This window comes from Sporosarcina koreensis, from assembly GCF_001531445.1.
In the GTDB taxonomy this organism is placed as follows: domain Bacteria; phylum Bacillota; class Bacilli; order Bacillales_A; family Planococcaceae; genus Sporosarcina; species Sporosarcina koreensis_C.
Map to the genome: position 1 here is coordinate 24,234 of NZ_LQYA01000147.1, position 16,669 is coordinate 40,902.

Annotated in this window: 17 protein-coding genes; all 17 read left to right on the forward strand. The window is 44.6% G+C overall.

All coding sequences use genetic code 11. The features are described from left to right. Positions 1–27 precede the first annotated feature (27 nt). The 17 genes from rplS to fliE all read left to right on the forward strand — a co-directional run bounded on the left by rplS (position 28) and on the right by fliE (position 16,360). Positions 28–372, forward strand: a complete 345-nt coding sequence (gene rplS / locus AWV70_RS15480; RefSeq protein ID WP_060209076.1) for a 50S ribosomal protein L19 — start codon at positions 28–30, stop codon at positions 370–372. A 225-nt stretch (positions 373–597) separates the two neighbouring features. After that, positions 598–1,155: a signal peptidase I gene (gene lepB / locus AWV70_RS15485; protein ID WP_060209078.1), complete on the forward strand. Its 558-nt coding sequence runs from the start codon at positions 598–600 to the stop codon at positions 1,153–1,155. Positions 1,156–1,170: 15 nt separating this feature from the next. Beyond that, complete coding sequence (gene ylqF / locus AWV70_RS15490; RefSeq protein ID WP_060209080.1) at positions 1,171–2,049, forward strand: ribosome biogenesis GTPase YlqF; 879 nt, start codon at positions 1,171–1,173, stop codon at positions 2,047–2,049. 107 nt (positions 2,050–2,156) lie between these two features. Further along, the gene (locus AWV70_RS15495; protein WP_060209081.1) at positions 2,157–2,927 is read left to right on the forward strand and encodes a ribonuclease HII; all 771 of its coding nucleotides are present in this window, start codon (positions 2,157–2,159) and stop codon (positions 2,925–2,927) included. 6 nt (positions 2,928–2,933) lie between these two features. Beyond that, the gene (locus AWV70_RS15500) at positions 2,934–4,889 is read left to right on the forward strand and encodes a hypothetical protein (RefSeq protein WP_060209083.1); all 1,956 of its coding nucleotides are present in this window, start codon (positions 2,934–2,936) and stop codon (positions 4,887–4,889) included. Then, complete coding sequence (locus tag AWV70_RS15505) at positions 4,886–5,185, forward strand: EscU/YscU/HrcU family type III secretion system export apparatus switch protein (RefSeq protein WP_060209085.1); 300 nt, start codon at positions 4,886–4,888, stop codon at positions 5,183–5,185. Before AWV70_RS15500 ends, AWV70_RS15505 begins: the two co-directional genes overlap by 4 nt. A gap of 127 nt (positions 5,186–5,312) precedes the next feature. Beyond that, positions 5,313–6,473 (forward strand): ADP-forming succinate--CoA ligase subunit beta, encoded by a 1,161-nt coding sequence (sucC, locus tag AWV70_RS15510; RefSeq protein WP_060209087.1) that lies wholly within the window; start codon positions 5,313–5,315, stop codon positions 6,471–6,473. 18 nt (positions 6,474–6,491) lie between these two features. After that, complete coding sequence (gene sucD / locus AWV70_RS15515; RefSeq protein ID WP_060209089.1) at positions 6,492–7,394, forward strand: succinate--CoA ligase subunit alpha; 903 nt, start codon at positions 6,492–6,494, stop codon at positions 7,392–7,394. Positions 7,395–7,647: 253 nt separating this feature from the next. Beyond that, a complete protein-coding gene (gene dprA, locus AWV70_RS15520) occupies positions 7,648–8,532 on the forward strand; it encodes a DNA-processing protein DprA (RefSeq protein ID WP_235588697.1) in 885 nt (294 codons plus the stop codon). A 168-nt stretch (positions 8,533–8,700) separates the two neighbouring features. Continuing rightward, complete coding sequence (gene topA, locus AWV70_RS15525; protein WP_060209091.1) at positions 8,701–10,776, forward strand: type I DNA topoisomerase; 2,076 nt, start codon at positions 8,701–8,703, stop codon at positions 10,774–10,776. Between the two features lie 366 nt (positions 10,777–11,142). After that, a complete protein-coding gene (gene xerC, locus AWV70_RS15530) occupies positions 11,143–12,060 on the forward strand; it encodes a tyrosine recombinase XerC (RefSeq protein WP_060209093.1) in 918 nt (305 codons plus the stop codon). Between the two features lie 9 nt (positions 12,061–12,069). Further along, positions 12,070–12,615, forward strand: coding sequence for an ATP-dependent protease subunit HslV (gene hslV, locus AWV70_RS15535; protein WP_153010012.1), 546 nt, complete (start codon positions 12,070–12,072; stop codon positions 12,613–12,615). Next, positions 12,612–14,015 (forward strand): ATP-dependent protease ATPase subunit HslU, encoded by a 1,404-nt coding sequence (gene hslU / locus AWV70_RS15540; RefSeq protein WP_060209097.1) that lies wholly within the window; start codon positions 12,612–12,614, stop codon positions 14,013–14,015. The genes hslV and hslU overlap by 4 nt, the downstream gene beginning before the upstream one ends. A gap of 81 nt (positions 14,016–14,096) precedes the next feature. After that, the gene (gene codY / locus AWV70_RS15545; protein WP_060209099.1) at positions 14,097–14,873 is read left to right on the forward strand and encodes a GTP-sensing pleiotropic transcriptional regulator CodY; all 777 of its coding nucleotides are present in this window, start codon (positions 14,097–14,099) and stop codon (positions 14,871–14,873) included. 296 nt (positions 14,874–15,169) lie between these two features. Beyond that, positions 15,170–15,562: a flagellar basal body rod protein FlgB gene (flgB, locus tag AWV70_RS15550; protein WP_060209101.1), complete on the forward strand. Its 393-nt coding sequence runs from the start codon at positions 15,170–15,172 to the stop codon at positions 15,560–15,562. A 2-nt stretch (positions 15,563–15,564) separates the two neighbouring features. After that, positions 15,565–16,026, forward strand: coding sequence for a flagellar basal body rod protein FlgC (gene flgC, locus AWV70_RS15555; RefSeq protein WP_060209103.1), 462 nt, complete (start codon positions 15,565–15,567; stop codon positions 16,024–16,026). A 70-nt stretch (positions 16,027–16,096) separates the two neighbouring features. Continuing rightward, positions 16,097–16,360: a flagellar hook-basal body complex protein FliE gene (gene fliE, locus AWV70_RS15560; protein ID WP_235588702.1), complete on the forward strand. Its 264-nt coding sequence runs from the start codon at positions 16,097–16,099 to the stop codon at positions 16,358–16,360. Positions 16,361–16,669: the final 309 nt, after the last annotated feature.

A 16,669-nucleotide genomic window follows, 5' to 3' on the forward strand; every position in this document is an offset into this window, starting at 1 on the left:
AGCATCTGTGGATAAGGAGAGAATAACATGCAAAACATTATTGCAGAAGTAACAAAAGACCAACTTCGTACAGATCATCCTAATTTCCGTCCTGGGGACACTGTCCGCTTGCACGTGAAAATTGTTGAGGGCACGCGCGAGCGTATCCAATTGTTCGAAGGTGTCGTTATCAAGCGTCGTGGTGGCGGAATCAGTGAAACATTCACAGTCCGTAAAATCTCCAACGGTGTAGGTGTTGAACGTACATTCCCTGTACACACACCGAAAATCGCTAAACTTGAAGTTACTCGTCGCGGTAAAGTACGTCGTGCGAAATTGTACTACCTTCGCAGCCTTCGCGGAAAAGCAGCACGTATCAAAGAAATCCGATAAAATTCAAACAGCGGGGATTGCATCTCCGCTGTTTCCTATTCAACAGAAGGAGACCAGAAAAAATGGTCTCCTTTCTTTTTCATCTAACTGTGGATGCCGGAAGGATGCCTTCATTTCTGCAAAAACCACAGAAATACTCTTTTCGAGTGCACTGCGCTTTTGTTCTTTGCCTCAATAATGAATAGACTGTACAATAAGGATAGTGACTTGGCGGGAGGCTTTGTGATGAATGAAGAGAAAAAGAAAAATGAAACTTGGGAATGGATCAAAGCGCTTTTAATAGCGTTTGGATTGGCGGCAATCATTCGGATATTTTTATTCACACCGATTGTGGTGGACGGCATTTCAATGATGCCTACACTTGAACACGGCGATAAAATGATTGTCAATAAAATCGGTTATACACTCGGGAAACCGGACCGTTTCGATATTGTTGTCTTCCATGCACCTGAAAAGAAGGATTACATCAAGAGGGTCATTGGACTTCCAGGTGATAAAGTGGAATATAAGGACGACGTTCTATACATTAACGATCAACCTTATGACGAACCATATCTTGATCAATATAAAGCTGAGATTACTGAAGGAACGTTGACCGAGGACTTTACGCTAGAAGAAAAAATAGGAATGCAGACCGTTCCTGAAGGTCATGTGTTTGTAATGGGTGACAATCGTCGAAAAAGTAAAGATTCAAGACATATCGGTGCTGTACCGATTGAAGAAATGATAGGAAGCACAAAATTCATATTCTGGCCAATCAAAGATTTTGGCACGGTGAACTAAGAAAGGGATGAAGTCATGACCATTCAATGGTTTCCGGGCCATATGGCCAAAGCAAGACGAGAAGTGACTGAACAATTGAAGCTTGTCGACATCGTATTCGAGTTGATAGACGCCCGCTTGCCCCTTTCATCGAGAAACCCGATGATTGATGAAGTCATCCAGCAAAAACCGAGATTGCTCATTTTAAATAAGATGGATCTCGCGGATGAGAAAGAGACGGAGCGTTGGATTAAACACTTCGAGTCGGAAGGTATTCGGGCGGTCGCCATAAATTCCTTTGAAGGGAAAGGGTTGCAGACTGTCACAAAGGCGGCAAAGGAAATATTAGCTCCGAAAATCGAGCGTTTGAAAAAGAGAGGCATTCGGCCGGGGGCAATCCGCGCTATGATTGTCGGAATCCCCAATGTAGGAAAATCGACATTGATCAACCGTTTGGCGAGGAAGAATATTGCGAAGACTGGCAATAAGCCGGGTGTCACGAAGGCGCAGCAATGGATCAAATTCGAGAAAGAACTGGAATTGCTCGATACGCCGGGAATCCTTTGGCCGAAATTTGAAGACCAAGCTGTGGGGTATAAGCTTGCATTGACTGGAGCGATCAAGGACACCATCGTGAATATGGAAAGCCTTGCAGTCTATGGGCTCCGCTTTCTGGAGGAACATTATCCGGATCGGCTCGAAAAGCGTTACGGCATCCCTACTGTAGGTGAAGATATACAAAAGGTTTTCGATTGCATAGGTGAGTCCAGAAAGGCATATACGCAAGGCGGTGAAATCGATTACGACAAGGTAGCTGAATTGATTATCCAAGACATCCGCAGTGAGCTGCTTGGCAAGCTGACTTTCGATTTCACGTCTGACCTATCCAAACAGGCCGATGACGTTACGGAATAAAACCGTGGCGATCGGCCTTTTCTTATGGAAACAATCACAATCCGAAATATTGACCGATATAAAAAGAAAACCGTTATTCGGATATATACATAATAGAAGGTGAAATAATGAAAACGATCAAAGAAATTTCTGAACAACTGCAACAAACATCCAATCCTGAACCATGGATGAGAACTCTTGAAGATGACCATCGTGCAGGCGTCAAAAAAGAATTGCAAAAATGGTATCGGAATTACGAAAAGAAACGGCAACTTGAACAAATGCTACAAGAAAAAATCAATTTCGACAACAGATATAGAACAGACGGAGGGGCACTTGTGGCAGGAGTCGACGAAGCTGGAAGAGGTCCGTTAGCAGGCCCTGTCGTCTGTGCCGCCGTCATACTGCCCGATGAAGCGCCGCAATTACTCGGGCTCAATGATTCAAAAAAGCTGCCCGTACAAGAAAGAAATCGATTATCCACTATTATTAAAGAAGTGGCTATCAGCTATTCAGTACATATTCAATCAGCAGAAAGAATCGATGAAATGAACATTTATGCCGCGACCCGAGAATCAATGGAAAAAGCAGTGAGCACTTTGGCGGCGTGCCCGGATATCGTCTTGGCGGACGCCATGAAGCTTCAAGTCGGCTGCAAATCGGAGTCAATCATCAAAGGGGATGCCCAAAGTCTCGCAATAGCCGCTGCGTCCATCCTGGCCAAAACGACGAGGGATCAATTGATGAACCGGCTTCATGAAGAGTTCCCGATGTACAACTTCAAGAAGAACGCCGGATACGGCACGGAGGAGCACGTGGAGGCCCTCCATCTCCACGGACCGTGTGCACACCATAGAAAGACGTTTGAGCCTGTCAAATCGATCTTAGAAGGAAGGTGATCCTGAATGAACAATCCATCAATTTCCCGCTTGAGTAACCAGTCCGTATCGTCTGTATCACAACAGCCATTGATTATGAGGGAAGGCCAAATGTTCCATGGACAGATAAAACAGCTTTTCCCTGGACAGATGGCCGAAGTACAAATCGGCGGCCAAAAATTGATGGCTAAACTGGAAGTCCCGATGAAAGCGGGCGACGCCTATTATTTCCAAGTGAAATCGGTCACTCCGGAACTGCAAATCAAAGTCGTTTCTGGTCCATTGCAAGCAACCGAAGGACAAGCAAGGCAAATGTCGAATTTGATGGACTCGATGCAACTTCCAAAATCCCCGGAAATGGTTGCTGTCCTGAATCATTTTTTGAAAGAGAGACTTCCTGTTTCCAAAGAAATCTTGCTGAATGCGGTTGATCTATTGAAAACTGTACAACCATCTTTGCGCCACGAAGCGCTTGTCGCTATACAGAAGTTGGTGGAATTAAAACTTCCATTAAATGAGATTAATTTCAATTCCCTTTTAGGGGTGGAGAAAAAGGATGGCCTACACGCAGTCTTGCATGCATTAAGGAATGCATTGGTCACGGATACAGGCATACAAACGCAGACAAAGGAAAGAATCCTTGCAGCGTTAGGTGACGCGGGCCGAATAACAGCTACTGCTGCAGAAAGGGCATTGTTTAGCGGGGCGATGCTAAAGTTGCTAGATGAAACCGTTCCTAGGGAGGAACGATTCCAAATATTACAGCTGCTGAAAAGTTCAGGAGTGATGGCATCCAATACTACGCTTGCCAATTTACAATCTGTCCTTCATTCCGCCTTAATTGACAGTGCAGCAGGCAACACGAATCAAACAATGCTTTCGGGCGGTCAACCAATGGAGTCCCGTACTATCCATTCACCAGGACAGATACAAACGCCGTCTTCGCTGCTTGTCGAAGCATGGAAATCCGTTTTGAAAGCAGATTTCTCCCTATCTTCAAGTGGTGTGGATGCCTTGCTTGGACAGTTTAAAGAAATGGTGAAAAATACAGCTGTCCTGCAACAGCCTTTCCGGTCGCAACTGACTGGCCTTGTAGAGGATTTGGCCAGCAAACCTCCCGTCGAAATGAGAAACTCTCCAATCGGCGAGCAAGTAAGTAAAATGTTGCTCCGGATGACTCTGGATGAAAACCGTGCACTGCCGTTTAATGCAAACGTTCCATCTACTCACATGAAAGCCTTGCTTCAGGAAAACGTTGCCGTCAAGCTGCCTGATCTTTTTCGTGCAATGGAGCAATCACCGCTGCCGTTCACGAAGGAACTGGTGCAAGGGGCGCAAGCTGCGGTTGAACAAGCAGTTGACGGCAAGGTGATGAGGGATGTGATGCAAAGACTTTTCAAATCACTTGGGTTCAATTACGAAGCTGGGCTGCTAAACGGAAATCAGGATATTGCAAAGAAGATGGATATGTTGAAACCTCAATTGGTTGCGCTGTTGCATGACAGTGCAGTATCTCCAGCTTTGCGCGATGCGGCGGAGACAATGATCGCGAGGATGAATGGTTCAATTTTACAGTCTAGCGACTCGGGTATGAACCAGCAAATTGTTATGCAGCTACCCCTGGAATTCCTCGGAAAACGGATTGATGCAACAATCCAATGGAGCGGAAGGAAGAAAGAGGATGGCAAAATCGATGCGGATTTCGCCAGAATCCTATTTTACTTGGAATTGGAATCGATCGACAAGACAGTTGTCGATATGCAAGTTCAAAATCGGGTAGTCGCGATAACTGTTTTCAACGAAAATCATCAATTGAGGGAAATTGGCGCTCTCTTGCAAATGAAATTGAGGGAAGGACTCGAATCGGTGGATTATAGACTATCGGGGGTCACTTTTAAACCTTTCGAAGAAGAAGGAAAAAGGGAAGCGAAGAGGCAGAATGAGATGATGTCGGAACAAGGTGGAGTTGACTTCCGGATATGACCGAACAAAAACATACCCGCAAAGAAGCGATTGCGCTTTCATATGATCCGAATGCAGAAAATGCTCCAAAGGTTGTCGCAAAAGGAAAAGGGGAAATTGCGGAAAATATTTTGACCAAGGCCAAAGAACATCAAGTTCCGATACAGGAAGATCCAACACTAGTCGAATTGTTGGGGCAGCTCGAAGTGGATGAAACGATTCCGGAACAGCTATATCAAGCGGTGGCAGAGGTGTTTGCATACATCTACCAAGTGGACCGAGAGCATGGTTCACGGGAGAATAATAGTGGAAAATGACAGGGACTATCTAAAAACATCTAAAAATGCTTATATGGCAACAACAATTGTGGACATTATTTGACATGTTTACTACAATAGATACGGCAGTAAATTATGAGCTACAAGTTCGAATGGAGGATGTAAGATGAATATCCATGAATATCAAGGAAAGCAGCTGCTCAGAGATTATGGCGTTGCTGTTTCAAATGGTCGGGTAGCTTTCTCACCTGATGAAGCTGTAAAAGCGGCAAAAGAACTCGGAACTGACGTTATCGTTGTCAAGGCGCAGATCCATGCCGGCGGGCGTGGAAAGGCTGGCGGTGTTAAAATCGCTAAAAATCTTGACGAGGTGCGCGAGTATGCAAAAGAGCTTCTTGGCAAAACCCTTGTAACCCATCAAACAGGCCCTGAAGGAAAAGAAGTGAAACGACTTCTTGTCGAAGAAGGATCAGATATCAAAAAGGAATATTATTTAGGACTTGTTGTCGACCGTGCTACAGATCGAGTAACTCTTATGGGGTCTGAAGAAGGCGGAATGGACATTGAGGAAGTCGCTGAAGAGACTCCGGAAAAGATCTTTAAAGAAATCATTGATCCGATCGTTGGTCTTACAGGGTTCCAAGCGCGCCGTATGGCTTTCAACATGAACATCCCTACACACCTTGTGAACAAAGCTGCAAAATTCATGCTAGGACTCTATCAAGTATTTGTCGAAAAAGATGCATCAATCGTTGAAATCAATCCGCTTGTCGTTACAGGCGATGACAATGTATTGGCATTGGACGCGAAATTCAATTTTGATGACAACGCATTATTCCGTCATAAAGATATTGTCGAATTGCGCGATTTCGATGAAGAAGATCCAAAAGAAATAGAAGCTTCCAAGTACGACCTTAGCTACATATCCCTTGATGGCAATATCGGCTGCATGGTTAACGGTGCCGGTCTTGCAATGGCAACGATGGATACAATCAATTACTACGGCGGATCACCGGCTAACTTCCTTGACGTTGGGGGCGGCGCTACCGCTGAAAAAGTTACAGAAGCATTCAAAATCATTCTGTCCGACGAACACGTCAAAGGAATCTTTGTCAATATTTTCGGAGGCATCATGAAATGCGACGTTATCGCAGAAGGTGTCATTGTGGCTGCGAAAGAAGTTGGTCTTGAAGTGCCGCTTGTTGTGCGTTTGGAAGGTACAAACGTAGACAAAGGTAAAGCGCTATTGAACGAATCAGGATTAAACATCATCGCTGCTGATACAATGGCGGACGGTGCACAAAAGATTGTTGAACTCGTAGGCTAAGAAAGGCAGGGACAAACGATGGCAATTTATATTAATAAAGATACAAAAGTGATTGTACAAGGTATTACAGGCTCAACAGCACTTTTCCATACGAAGCAAATGCTTGAGTATGGTACGAAAATCGTCGGCGGTGTAACACCAGGTAAAGGTGGAACAGAAGTTGAAGGTGTACCTGTCTTCAATACGGTTGAAGAAGCTGTAAAAGCTACAGGTGCGAATGTTTCAGTAATTTACGTTCCGGCTCCATTTGCAGCAGATGCAATCTTGGAAGCAGTCGATGCTGAATTGGATATGGCCATCTGTATTACAGAACATATCCCAGTTCTTGACATGGTAAAAGTGAAACGTTACATGGAAGGTAAGAAAACTCGCCTTGTCGGACCGAACTGTCCAGGTGTCATTACATCTGATGAGTGTAAAATCGGCATCATGCCTGGCTACATTCACACAAAAGGCCATGTAGGCGTCGTATCACGTTCAGGAACATTGACATATGAAGCTGTTCACCAGCTTTCACAAGCGGGCATTGGCCAGACGACAGCTGTCGGTATCGGTGGAGACCCTGTAAACGGCACAAACTTCATCGACGTACTAAAAGAGTTCAACGAAGACCCGGAAACGTACGCGGTCGTCATGATCGGTGAAATTGGCGGTACAGCTGAAGAAGAAGCTGCCGAGTGGGTGAAAGCGAACATGACGAAACCTGTCGTCGGCTTCATCGGTGGTCAAACTGCACCTCCAGGAAAACGAATGGGCCACGCTGGTGCAATCATTTCTGGCGGTAAAGGTACAGCTGCAGAAAAAATCAAGGCGATGAACGCTGCTGGAATCGAAGTGGCTGACACGCCATCTGTTATCGGTGAAACACTTATCAAAGTTCTAAAAGATCAAGGTCTTTACGAAAAATGTAAAACCCATTGATGAACTGTACGGCATGCAGGGTAAACTGCATGCTGTACTTTTGCACTAAAAGCGGAATGCGCTTGTTTAGTAGTAGTTCGCAGTCTAGGGCGCGACATCCTGTCGCAACGACTGCATGACCAGCTTCCTGCTGGCCTCAGGCATAGGGCGTAGATGTGAAGTGGCGGTCTTTGCCACGTAGCATCTTTGACTTATTACCCGAGCATCTAGCGCACGAAGCTAGATACATATCGGGAATTGAAGGAGGAATCGCGTGAAACTGACCGACGTCGACCGAAGGCTCATTGCCTTGCATTATGTCTATCCTGTCCCTTTTAACAAAATAGCTGAAATTTTGCAGATGGACCCCAATCTTCAACTTCTGTACCATTATCGCACCGACGATTTGGCGAGACTGCTCCAAATCCCCAAAGCAAAAGCAGTCCGGCTGAATGAACAGTTGAAACGGCATGAACAAACTCCTTTTCCCCTTCTTTATCATCGAGAGAAAATCATCCCTATTCCAATTACGAATCCAGCCTATCCAAAGCCGTTGAAGTGGCTGATTGACCCACCGGCAGTTCTCTATGTGAAAGGCGATCTAACAATATTGGACACTTCTTTGAAAGTGGCAATCATCGGTTCCCGAAAAGCGACCGACTACTCAAGGAAAGCGCTTTCATACATTGTTCCTCCGCTCGTCGATAGTGGCGCGGTCATCGTTTCCGGTCTCGCAAAAGGGGCGGATACGATGGCGCACGAGTCCGCGATTCACTATGGCGGAAAAACGGTAGCGGTACTTGGACATGGACTATTCCACTTGTATCCCAAAGAAAACAAATTGCTTGCAGAACAAATGGCTGAACATCATTTACTGCTGACTGAATATCCTCCGTATATGCGACCTGCCAAATGGACATTTCCGATGAGAAATAGAATTATTAGCGGTCTGTCGGAGTCTATTATCATCACTGAATCGGAGGAGAAGAGTGGCACGATGAGCACAGTCGATCACGCGCTTGAGCATGGAAAGGTGATTTGCGCGGTCCCAGGTCCGATTACGTCCACTTTATCGCTCGGGCCGAATAAATTGATTGAGCAAGGTGCAAAGCCTATCTGGAGCGGCTTTCAAGCGCTTGAAAACCGCTCATTTCTATAAAGGGAAAACATGCCTTTTATTGAAAAGGTTGATTTTAAATCAAATCTGTTATACATTTTGCAACAGATATTCTTTTACATCCGGATTCATCGGGAAACTGAATGGGCAAGACTAAAAGACAGCCCTGCGGAAATGTAAAGGAGAACCTCTATGAGGAGGAACATGAAAATGGCAGATTACTTAGTAATTGTTGAATCGCCCGCAAAGGCGAAAACAATTGAACGTTATTTAGGGAAGAAGTATAAGGTTCGGGCTTCCATCGGGCACTTGCGGGATTTGCCCCGCAGTCAGATGGGCGTCGATACAGAAAATAATTATGAACCAAAATACATCACAATACGCGGAAAAGGCCCTATATTGCAAGAGTTGAAAAAAGACGCTAAAAAAGCGAAGAAAATTTTTCTCGCGGCTGACCCCGACAGAGAAGGGGAAGCGATTGCATGGCATTTGGCACACCAATTGGGTGTGGATATCAATTCGGATTGCCGCGTCGTTTTCAATGAAATTACAAAAGATGCGATAAAGGAATCTTTTAAAAACCCGCGGCCTATCGATATGAATCGTGTGGATGCCCAACAGGCAAGAAGGATATTGGATAGACTTGTAGGCTATAATATTAGCCCGATCCTTTGGAAGAAAGTGAAGAAGGGATTATCCGCCGGGCGTGTACAATCTGTCGCTTTGAGATTGATCATCGACAGGGAAAATGAAATTAAGGCATTCATCCCTGAAGAATATTGGAGCATCAGCGGAAAGTTCATCAAGGCAGGAAAATCATTTGAGGCATCCTTCTATGGGGATGCATCGAAGAAAATGAAGCTTGAAAATAAAAAGCAGGTCGATGAAGTCCTTTCTAAAATGTCTGGCGATGAATTTGAAATCGTCAATGTCGTTAAAAAGGAGAGGAAAAGGAACCCGGCTCCTCCATTTACAACGTCTTCCCTGCAACAGGAAGCGGCACGAAAATTGAATTTCAGAGCAAGGAAAACAATGATGCTTGCCCAGCAGTTGTACGAAGGAATCAATACCGGCAAAGAAGGTATCGTTGGTCTTATTACGTATATGAGAACCGATTCCACGCGAATTTCAGAAACTGCAAAAGGCGAAGCGGTCTCTTTCGTCGAAACGATGTACGGCAAGGAGTTCGTCGCCACTTCCAAGGCGAAGGCAAAGGAATCGGCCAACACGCAAGATGCGCATGAAGCAGTAAGGCCGACTTCGGTCATGAGGCCGCCTGAAGCGATGAAAGCGTTTTTATCGCGCGACCAGCACAGGCTCTATAAATTGATATGGGAACGATTCGTTGCAAGTCAGATGGCTCCTGCTGTACTTGACACGGTCACTGCGGATCTGATGAATGGCGATGTTAAATTCAGGGCAACCGGTTCTGAAGTGAAATTCCCGGGCTTTATGAAAGTTTATATCGAAGGGGAAGACGATCGGGAAGAAGAGAAGGATGGCATTCTGCCGCCGCTTGAGAAAGGCGAAAGCGTGAAAGGGAGCGACATCGATCCGAAGCAGCACTTCACACAGCCGCCGCCGAGGTATTCGGAAGCACGGCTCGTAAAGACGCTTGAGGAGCTTGGAATCGGCCGGCCGTCGACTTATGCGCCGACACTCGATACAATCCAAAAACGGGGCTACGTCACATTGGATGCCAAACGGTTCGTTCCGACGGAGCTTGGAGAAATTGTTCATTCAGCGGTGAACCAATATTTTCCTGACATTATAAACATTGAGTTCACAGCCGAAATGGAAAAGAACCTTGACGATGTCGAAGATGGGGAGATTGCATGGAAACAGGTCATCGATGAGTTTTATAGAGAATTTGAAAAGCATGTCCAAGTTGCTGATGAAGAAATGGAGAAAATTGAAATCAAAGACGAGCCGGCTGGGGAGGATTGCGAGAAATGTGGTTCTCCAATGGTATTTAAAATGGGCCGATACGGAAAGTTCATGGCTTGCTCGAATTTCCCTGATTGCAGAAACACGAAAGCGATCATCAAGCCGATCGGAGTCACATGTCCATCATGTAAAGAAGGGCAAGTCGTCGAGAGAAAAAGCAAAACGAAAAGGATTTTCTTCGGCTGCGACAGATATCCTGAATGCGAATATGTATCTTGGGATAAACCGATTGCAAGGCCTTGTCCGAAATGTCAAAGCACTTTAGTTGAAAAAAGATTGAAAAAAGGTGTTCAGATTCAATGTACCGAATGTGACTATAAAGAGGACGCACAAGAATAAGAAGCGGGCACATTTGAAGGAATTTGAATTCCGAACGTCCATTAGACGAATTCAAATTAGCAGTAAAGGTGTGAATCGCAAGCTGCACATGACGGAGAAATCCTGCATCGTGCAGCTTTTTAATGTATGCATACCATAAAAATTGAACAAACTGTGTCCAAAAACACAGTAGATGTCAGACAACCTAAGACGATATTGTTGCCGGAACAATACAGTTTACGTTATAGTGAATCGTGGATGACTTTTGAATTTCCGAATTAGTCCTCCTTTTCGATTAACGGCAAAAAAACAAGTGGGTCAAAAAAAGAAAAAATAACCACTATTCAAACATGTTCCAATTTTGTTATAATTGTTAGAGTGATTCATATGGGGGTGAAGCACTTGCAACGAAATGGTCCAGAGGCTGTTCTTGACGAATACATATCTTATATCCGCCTTGAAAAGAACTATTCATCCCGGACGGTTTCGGAATATAGCAATGATATTCACGAGTTCCTCTCTTTTTTATCCCAAGAAGGAATTGCTGATCTGAATGATGTCGACTATCCTGAAGCAAGATTGTATATAACAACATTGTACGACAAAGGATTGGCAAGGAAGACAATTTCAAGAAAGATTTCATCGATTCGTTCTTTTTATAAGTTTGGCAATGCTCGATTCGGGATAAATGATAATGCATTCCGTTTATTGCACCATCCAAAGAAGGAAGAACGGCTTCCGGCTTTTTTTTATGAAAAGGAATTGGAATCGCTCTTTGAAGTATGTAGTAGCGGGGACCCAAAATCAATGCGCAATCGCGCGCTTCTTGAACTGCTTTACGCCACTGGAATCCGGGTAAGTGAGCTGACATCCATTACATTGGCCGATATCGATAATTCGCTCGGCATCGTCAAAGTGATGGGGAAGGGCAGGAAAGAGCGTTACGTCCCATTCGGAAGCTTCGCCCAGGATGCACTTGAATCCTATATGGAAAAAAGTCGTCCTATACTAATGAAGAAGAAAAGTCATCAATCATTGTTTGTCAATTTGCGCGGTGACAGAATCACGGACAGAGGCGTACGACATGTGCTGAATGCAATGATGGAAGAGGCGTCCATTCACGGAAAGATTTATCCGCATATGATCCGCCATTCCTTTGCGACTCATCTACTGTCAAATGGCGCAGATATGAGAACTGTTCAGGAATTGCTGGGTCATAGTCATCTATCTTCGACGCAAGTTTATACGCATATCACGAAAGAGCATCTGCGGAAAACGTATATGAAAACACATCCGCGGGCTTAGGAGGATGAGCTGATGGAATTTCATTCTACAACGATCTTTGCCATCCGGCACAAAGGTGTTTGTGCAATGTCGGGTGACGGGCAAGTGACAATGGGAGAATCCGTTGTTATGAAACATACCGCTAAAAAAGTAAGAAGGCTGTTTGGCGGTAAAATAATTGCAGGATTTGCAGGATCTGTCGCTGATGCTTTTACCCTCTTCGAATTATTCGAAGGCAAGCTTGGTGAATTCAATGGCAATTTGGAACGCGCCTCCGTTGAACTGGCGAAAGAATGGCGGGGCGACCGGATATTGAGGAAGTTGGAGGCGATGCTGCTCGTCGCCGACAAAGAAAGGCTTCTACTCGTTTCGGGGACCGGAGAAGTGATTGAACCCGATGATGGCGTACTTGCGATCGGATCGGGAGGGAATTATGCACTTGCGGCTGGACGCGCGCTGAAGAAGTATAGCGGGGATACACTTGACGCTGAGCAGATTGCGAAGGCTGCGCTTGAGACGGCTGCAGAAATATGTGTCTACACAAACGACCGGATAATTGTGGAGGTACTCGAATGAATAAAAAACAGGAATTGACCCCTCGGGAGCTGACTGCTTACCTGGATCGATACATTGTTGGACAGGATGCTGCAAAAAAGGCGGTATCCGTCGCCATCCGGAACAGGTACAGAAGAAGCCTTTTGTCTGATGAAGAAAAAAGGGAGATCATCCCTAAAAACATTTTAATGATCGGACCGACAGGCGTCGGAAAGACGGAAATCGCGCGAAGGATTGCGAGGCTCGTCAATGCCCCTTTCGTTAAAGTGGAAGCGACGAAGTTCACGGAAGTCGGATATGTCGGTAGAGATGTCGAATCGATGGTAAGGGATTTAACAGAGTCGGCGGTCCGCATCGTACGGGAGGAAATGCGGGAAGCTGTTAAAGGTCAGGCAGAGAAGCTTGCAGAAGAACGTCTTGTCGAATTGCTCGTTCCTGAAAAAAAGCGCAAAGCCAATATGCAGAATCCGTTTGAAATGCTTTTTGGACAGAAGGCTGATGAGGATGATAAAAGTCCTGAGGAAGTAGATGACATTAGCCGGAAACGGTCGGAAATCGCCCGTCGTCTCGCAGCCGGTGAGATGGAGGATGAATCGATTACTGTCGAAGTATCCTCCCAACAGCCTTCCATGTTTGACGCCCTGCAAGGTTCGGGAATGGAACAAATGGGTGCGAGCATGCAGGATGCATTATCTTCTTTAATGCCGAAAAAAATGACGAAACGTAAAATGAAGGTAAAAGATGCAAGAAAGATTCTTCAAGCCGAAGAAGCGGACAAATTAATCGATCATGATGAAATTGCTAGAAAATCGGTTGAGCTGACTGAGCAGTCCGGCATCATTTTCATCGACGAAATGGATAAGATCGCAAGTAGAGGCAATAGCGGCGGGTCATCTGCAGACGTTTCGCGGGAAGGTGTTCAAAGAGACATACTGCCCATTGTGGAAGGCTCGACAGTGACAACGAAGTATGGCCCTGTGAAAACGGATTTCATCCTTTTTATTGCGGCGGGTGCTTTCCATATGTCAAAGCCGTCAGATATCATTCCGGAGCTGCAAGGCCGTTTTCCGATAAGAGTGGAACTTGAAAAGCTTACGAAGGAAGATTTCGTACGGATCTTGAAGGAACCTGACTTTTCATTGATCAAGCAATACGAAAAGTTGTTGGCGACAGAAAACGTTGAAATCGACTTTTCGGAAGAAGCTGTCGAGAGAGTTGCTGAAATTGCTTTCGATGTGAACGATAACACCGAAAACATTGGGGCAAGGCGTCTGCATACGATTTTAGAGAAATTGCTTGAAGAGTTATCGTATGAAGCTGCCGAGATTGGGCCATCATCTATTACGATAACAGTCGCATATGTCGATGAAAAGTTGAAAAACATCGTAAAAAACAAAGATTTGTCACATTTCATCTTATAATGAGACGTTTTAGTTTATTTAATGATTGAAAAGCTTTAGAATATTCGTAAATACAAAAGGAACTATTAGGAGGAAATTATTATGTCTTTATTAACAAAAACAAGAAACATCAACGCAATGTTGCAAGAAACAGCTGGAAAGCCTGTAAACTTCAAAGAAATGGCTGAAAAATTAAGTGTAGTCATTGAATGTAATGCATTCATCGTCAGCAGAAAAGGTAAGTTGCTCGGTTTGGAAATTCATCATCAAATCGACAATGAGCGTATGAAGCAAATGTTCCAAGAACGTAAATTCCCTGAAGAGTATACGCAAAAGCTTTTCGAAGTGAATGAAACATCTTCAAACATCGATGTGTACAGCGATTATTCTGTATTCCCTGAAGAGGAACGTGAATTATTCAAAGATGGTTTGACAACTGTTGTACCGATTATCGGCGGTGGCGAGCGTCTGGGGACACTTGTTCTTGCGCGCTTGGCAGAAAAATTCACTGAAGACGACCTAATTCTTGCTGAATACGGTGCAACTGTAGTCGGCATGGAAATCCTTCGTGAGAAATCCGAAGAAATCGAAATGGAAGCGCGTAGCAAAGCAGTAGTTCAAATGGCTATCAACTCATTGTCCTACAGTGAACACGAAGCGATTGAACATATCTTTAAAGAGCTTGATGGCAATGAAGGCCTTCTTGTCGCTTCCAAAATTGCTGACCGTGTTGGAATTACACGTTCAGTTATCGTCAATGCTTTGCGTAAGCTTGAAAGTGCGGGTGTCATCGAGTCCCGTTCACTTGGTATGAAAGGCACATACATTAAAGTATTGAACAGCAAGTTCCTCGAAGAACTTGAAAACCAAAAAAACTAACCAATATGGCACTTCGGCTGAGCAACTGCCGGAGTGTTATTTTTATGTAAGAAATTTTAGGTGGGATAAATAGGGAGTAATACTAAATCGCTAGATTGTGAAAATAGTCCTAAGAACTATAAACTCGAGGTTTTTAATGTTTTAAAAGGGTTGTTTTGACCTAATCTATTTTGATTAATATGATGGACAAAGTTCGCCAAAATCCGCTACAATAGGATATGTGTTTTATATGAAAGTTTTATAGAAAAGCTTATTTCCATAGATAAACTATTAAAAAACCAGAGGTGAAATAGACTATGAACATTTATGGATCAACGATTTCACTGTTGGAGCAAGGTTTGAATTTCTCTTCTGCAAAGGGAAAAGTTATTTCGCAAAATATAGCAAATATCGACACGCCGAATTATAAGTCGAAGCATGTCGACTTCAAGCAAATGATGCATGAAGCCCAAAGTAAACCGATCAGTGCGTATCGGACAAATGAACTGCATATTGATTTTTCTTCAAAAGTATCAAAACCGGGTATAGCCAAATATGCCGATTTTAATTACAGGCAAGACGGCAATGGCGTGGATATGGACAAAGAGCAGGCCGACCTTGCGGCAAACCAGATTTACTATAATGCATTGGTCGACCGTCTCAGCAGTAAATTCAACTCACTTCAAAATGTCATTAAAGGAGGTCGTTAAGCATGTCTATATTCCATAGTCTTAATACCTCAGCCTCAGCTCTAACAGCCCAGAGACTTAGAATGGACGTCATTTCTTCTAATATGGCTAACATTGAGACAACCCGTGGGAAGATGGTGGATGGTGAGTGGCAGCCGTATCGCAGGAAAATGGTCAGTTTCCAACCGATGGAAGGAAGGTTCTCTTCGATGCTGCAAGCGGCGATGGGTAGCCAAGATAGAGGTGCTTCCGGTTATGGAGTGACAATTTCCCGCATACAGGAAGATACAGAAACACCGTTCAAGCTTGTCTACGAGCCAACCCATCCCGATGCCAATGAAGAAGGGTATGTCCAAATGCCGAACGTGGATCCGTTAAGGGAAATGATCGACCTCATGTCCGCCACAAGATCTTATGAAGCGAATGTCACAGTGTTGAATGCCAACAAATCGATGCTAATGAAAGCACTTGAAATAGGAAAATGATGATCGGAAAGGAAGGTAACGACTAATGCCGATAAATTCTATACAAGGCGCAGGCAATGTACCAGGTTTCATGAAAATAAACCAAGGTATTCAGCCAACGCCATACGAAGCGCAAAAAAACTTCGGGGCGTATTTAAAAGACGCCATTCAAGAAGTGAATGTCAAACAGATCGAATCGGATAAAATGACCCAGAAACTTATTCTTGGAGAAGATGTTGATTTACATAACGTCATGATCTCCGCACAAAAAGCATCTATCGCATTGAGTGCAACGATGGAAGTGCGGAATAAGGTCATCGAGGCTTATCAGGAAATTATTAGAATGCCAGTGTAAAAGCGAAGGTGACCATTTCGCCTCAACAAGCAGGGCAATGATATGCTCGCAACGCTTCGCTTTTGCTCGCAAACGCCGTTCTTCGTAACGGCAGGGCGAAGATGTGCTCGCAACGCTTCGCTTTTGCTCGCAAACGCCGTTCTTCGTAACGGCAGGGCGAAGATGTGCTCGCAACGCTTCGCTTTTACTCGCAAACGCCGTTCTTCGTAACGGCAGGGCGAAGATGTGCTCGCAACGCTTCGCTTTTGCTCGCAAACGCCGTTCTTCTAACGGCAGGGCGAAGATGTGCTCGTAACGCTTCGCTTTTAC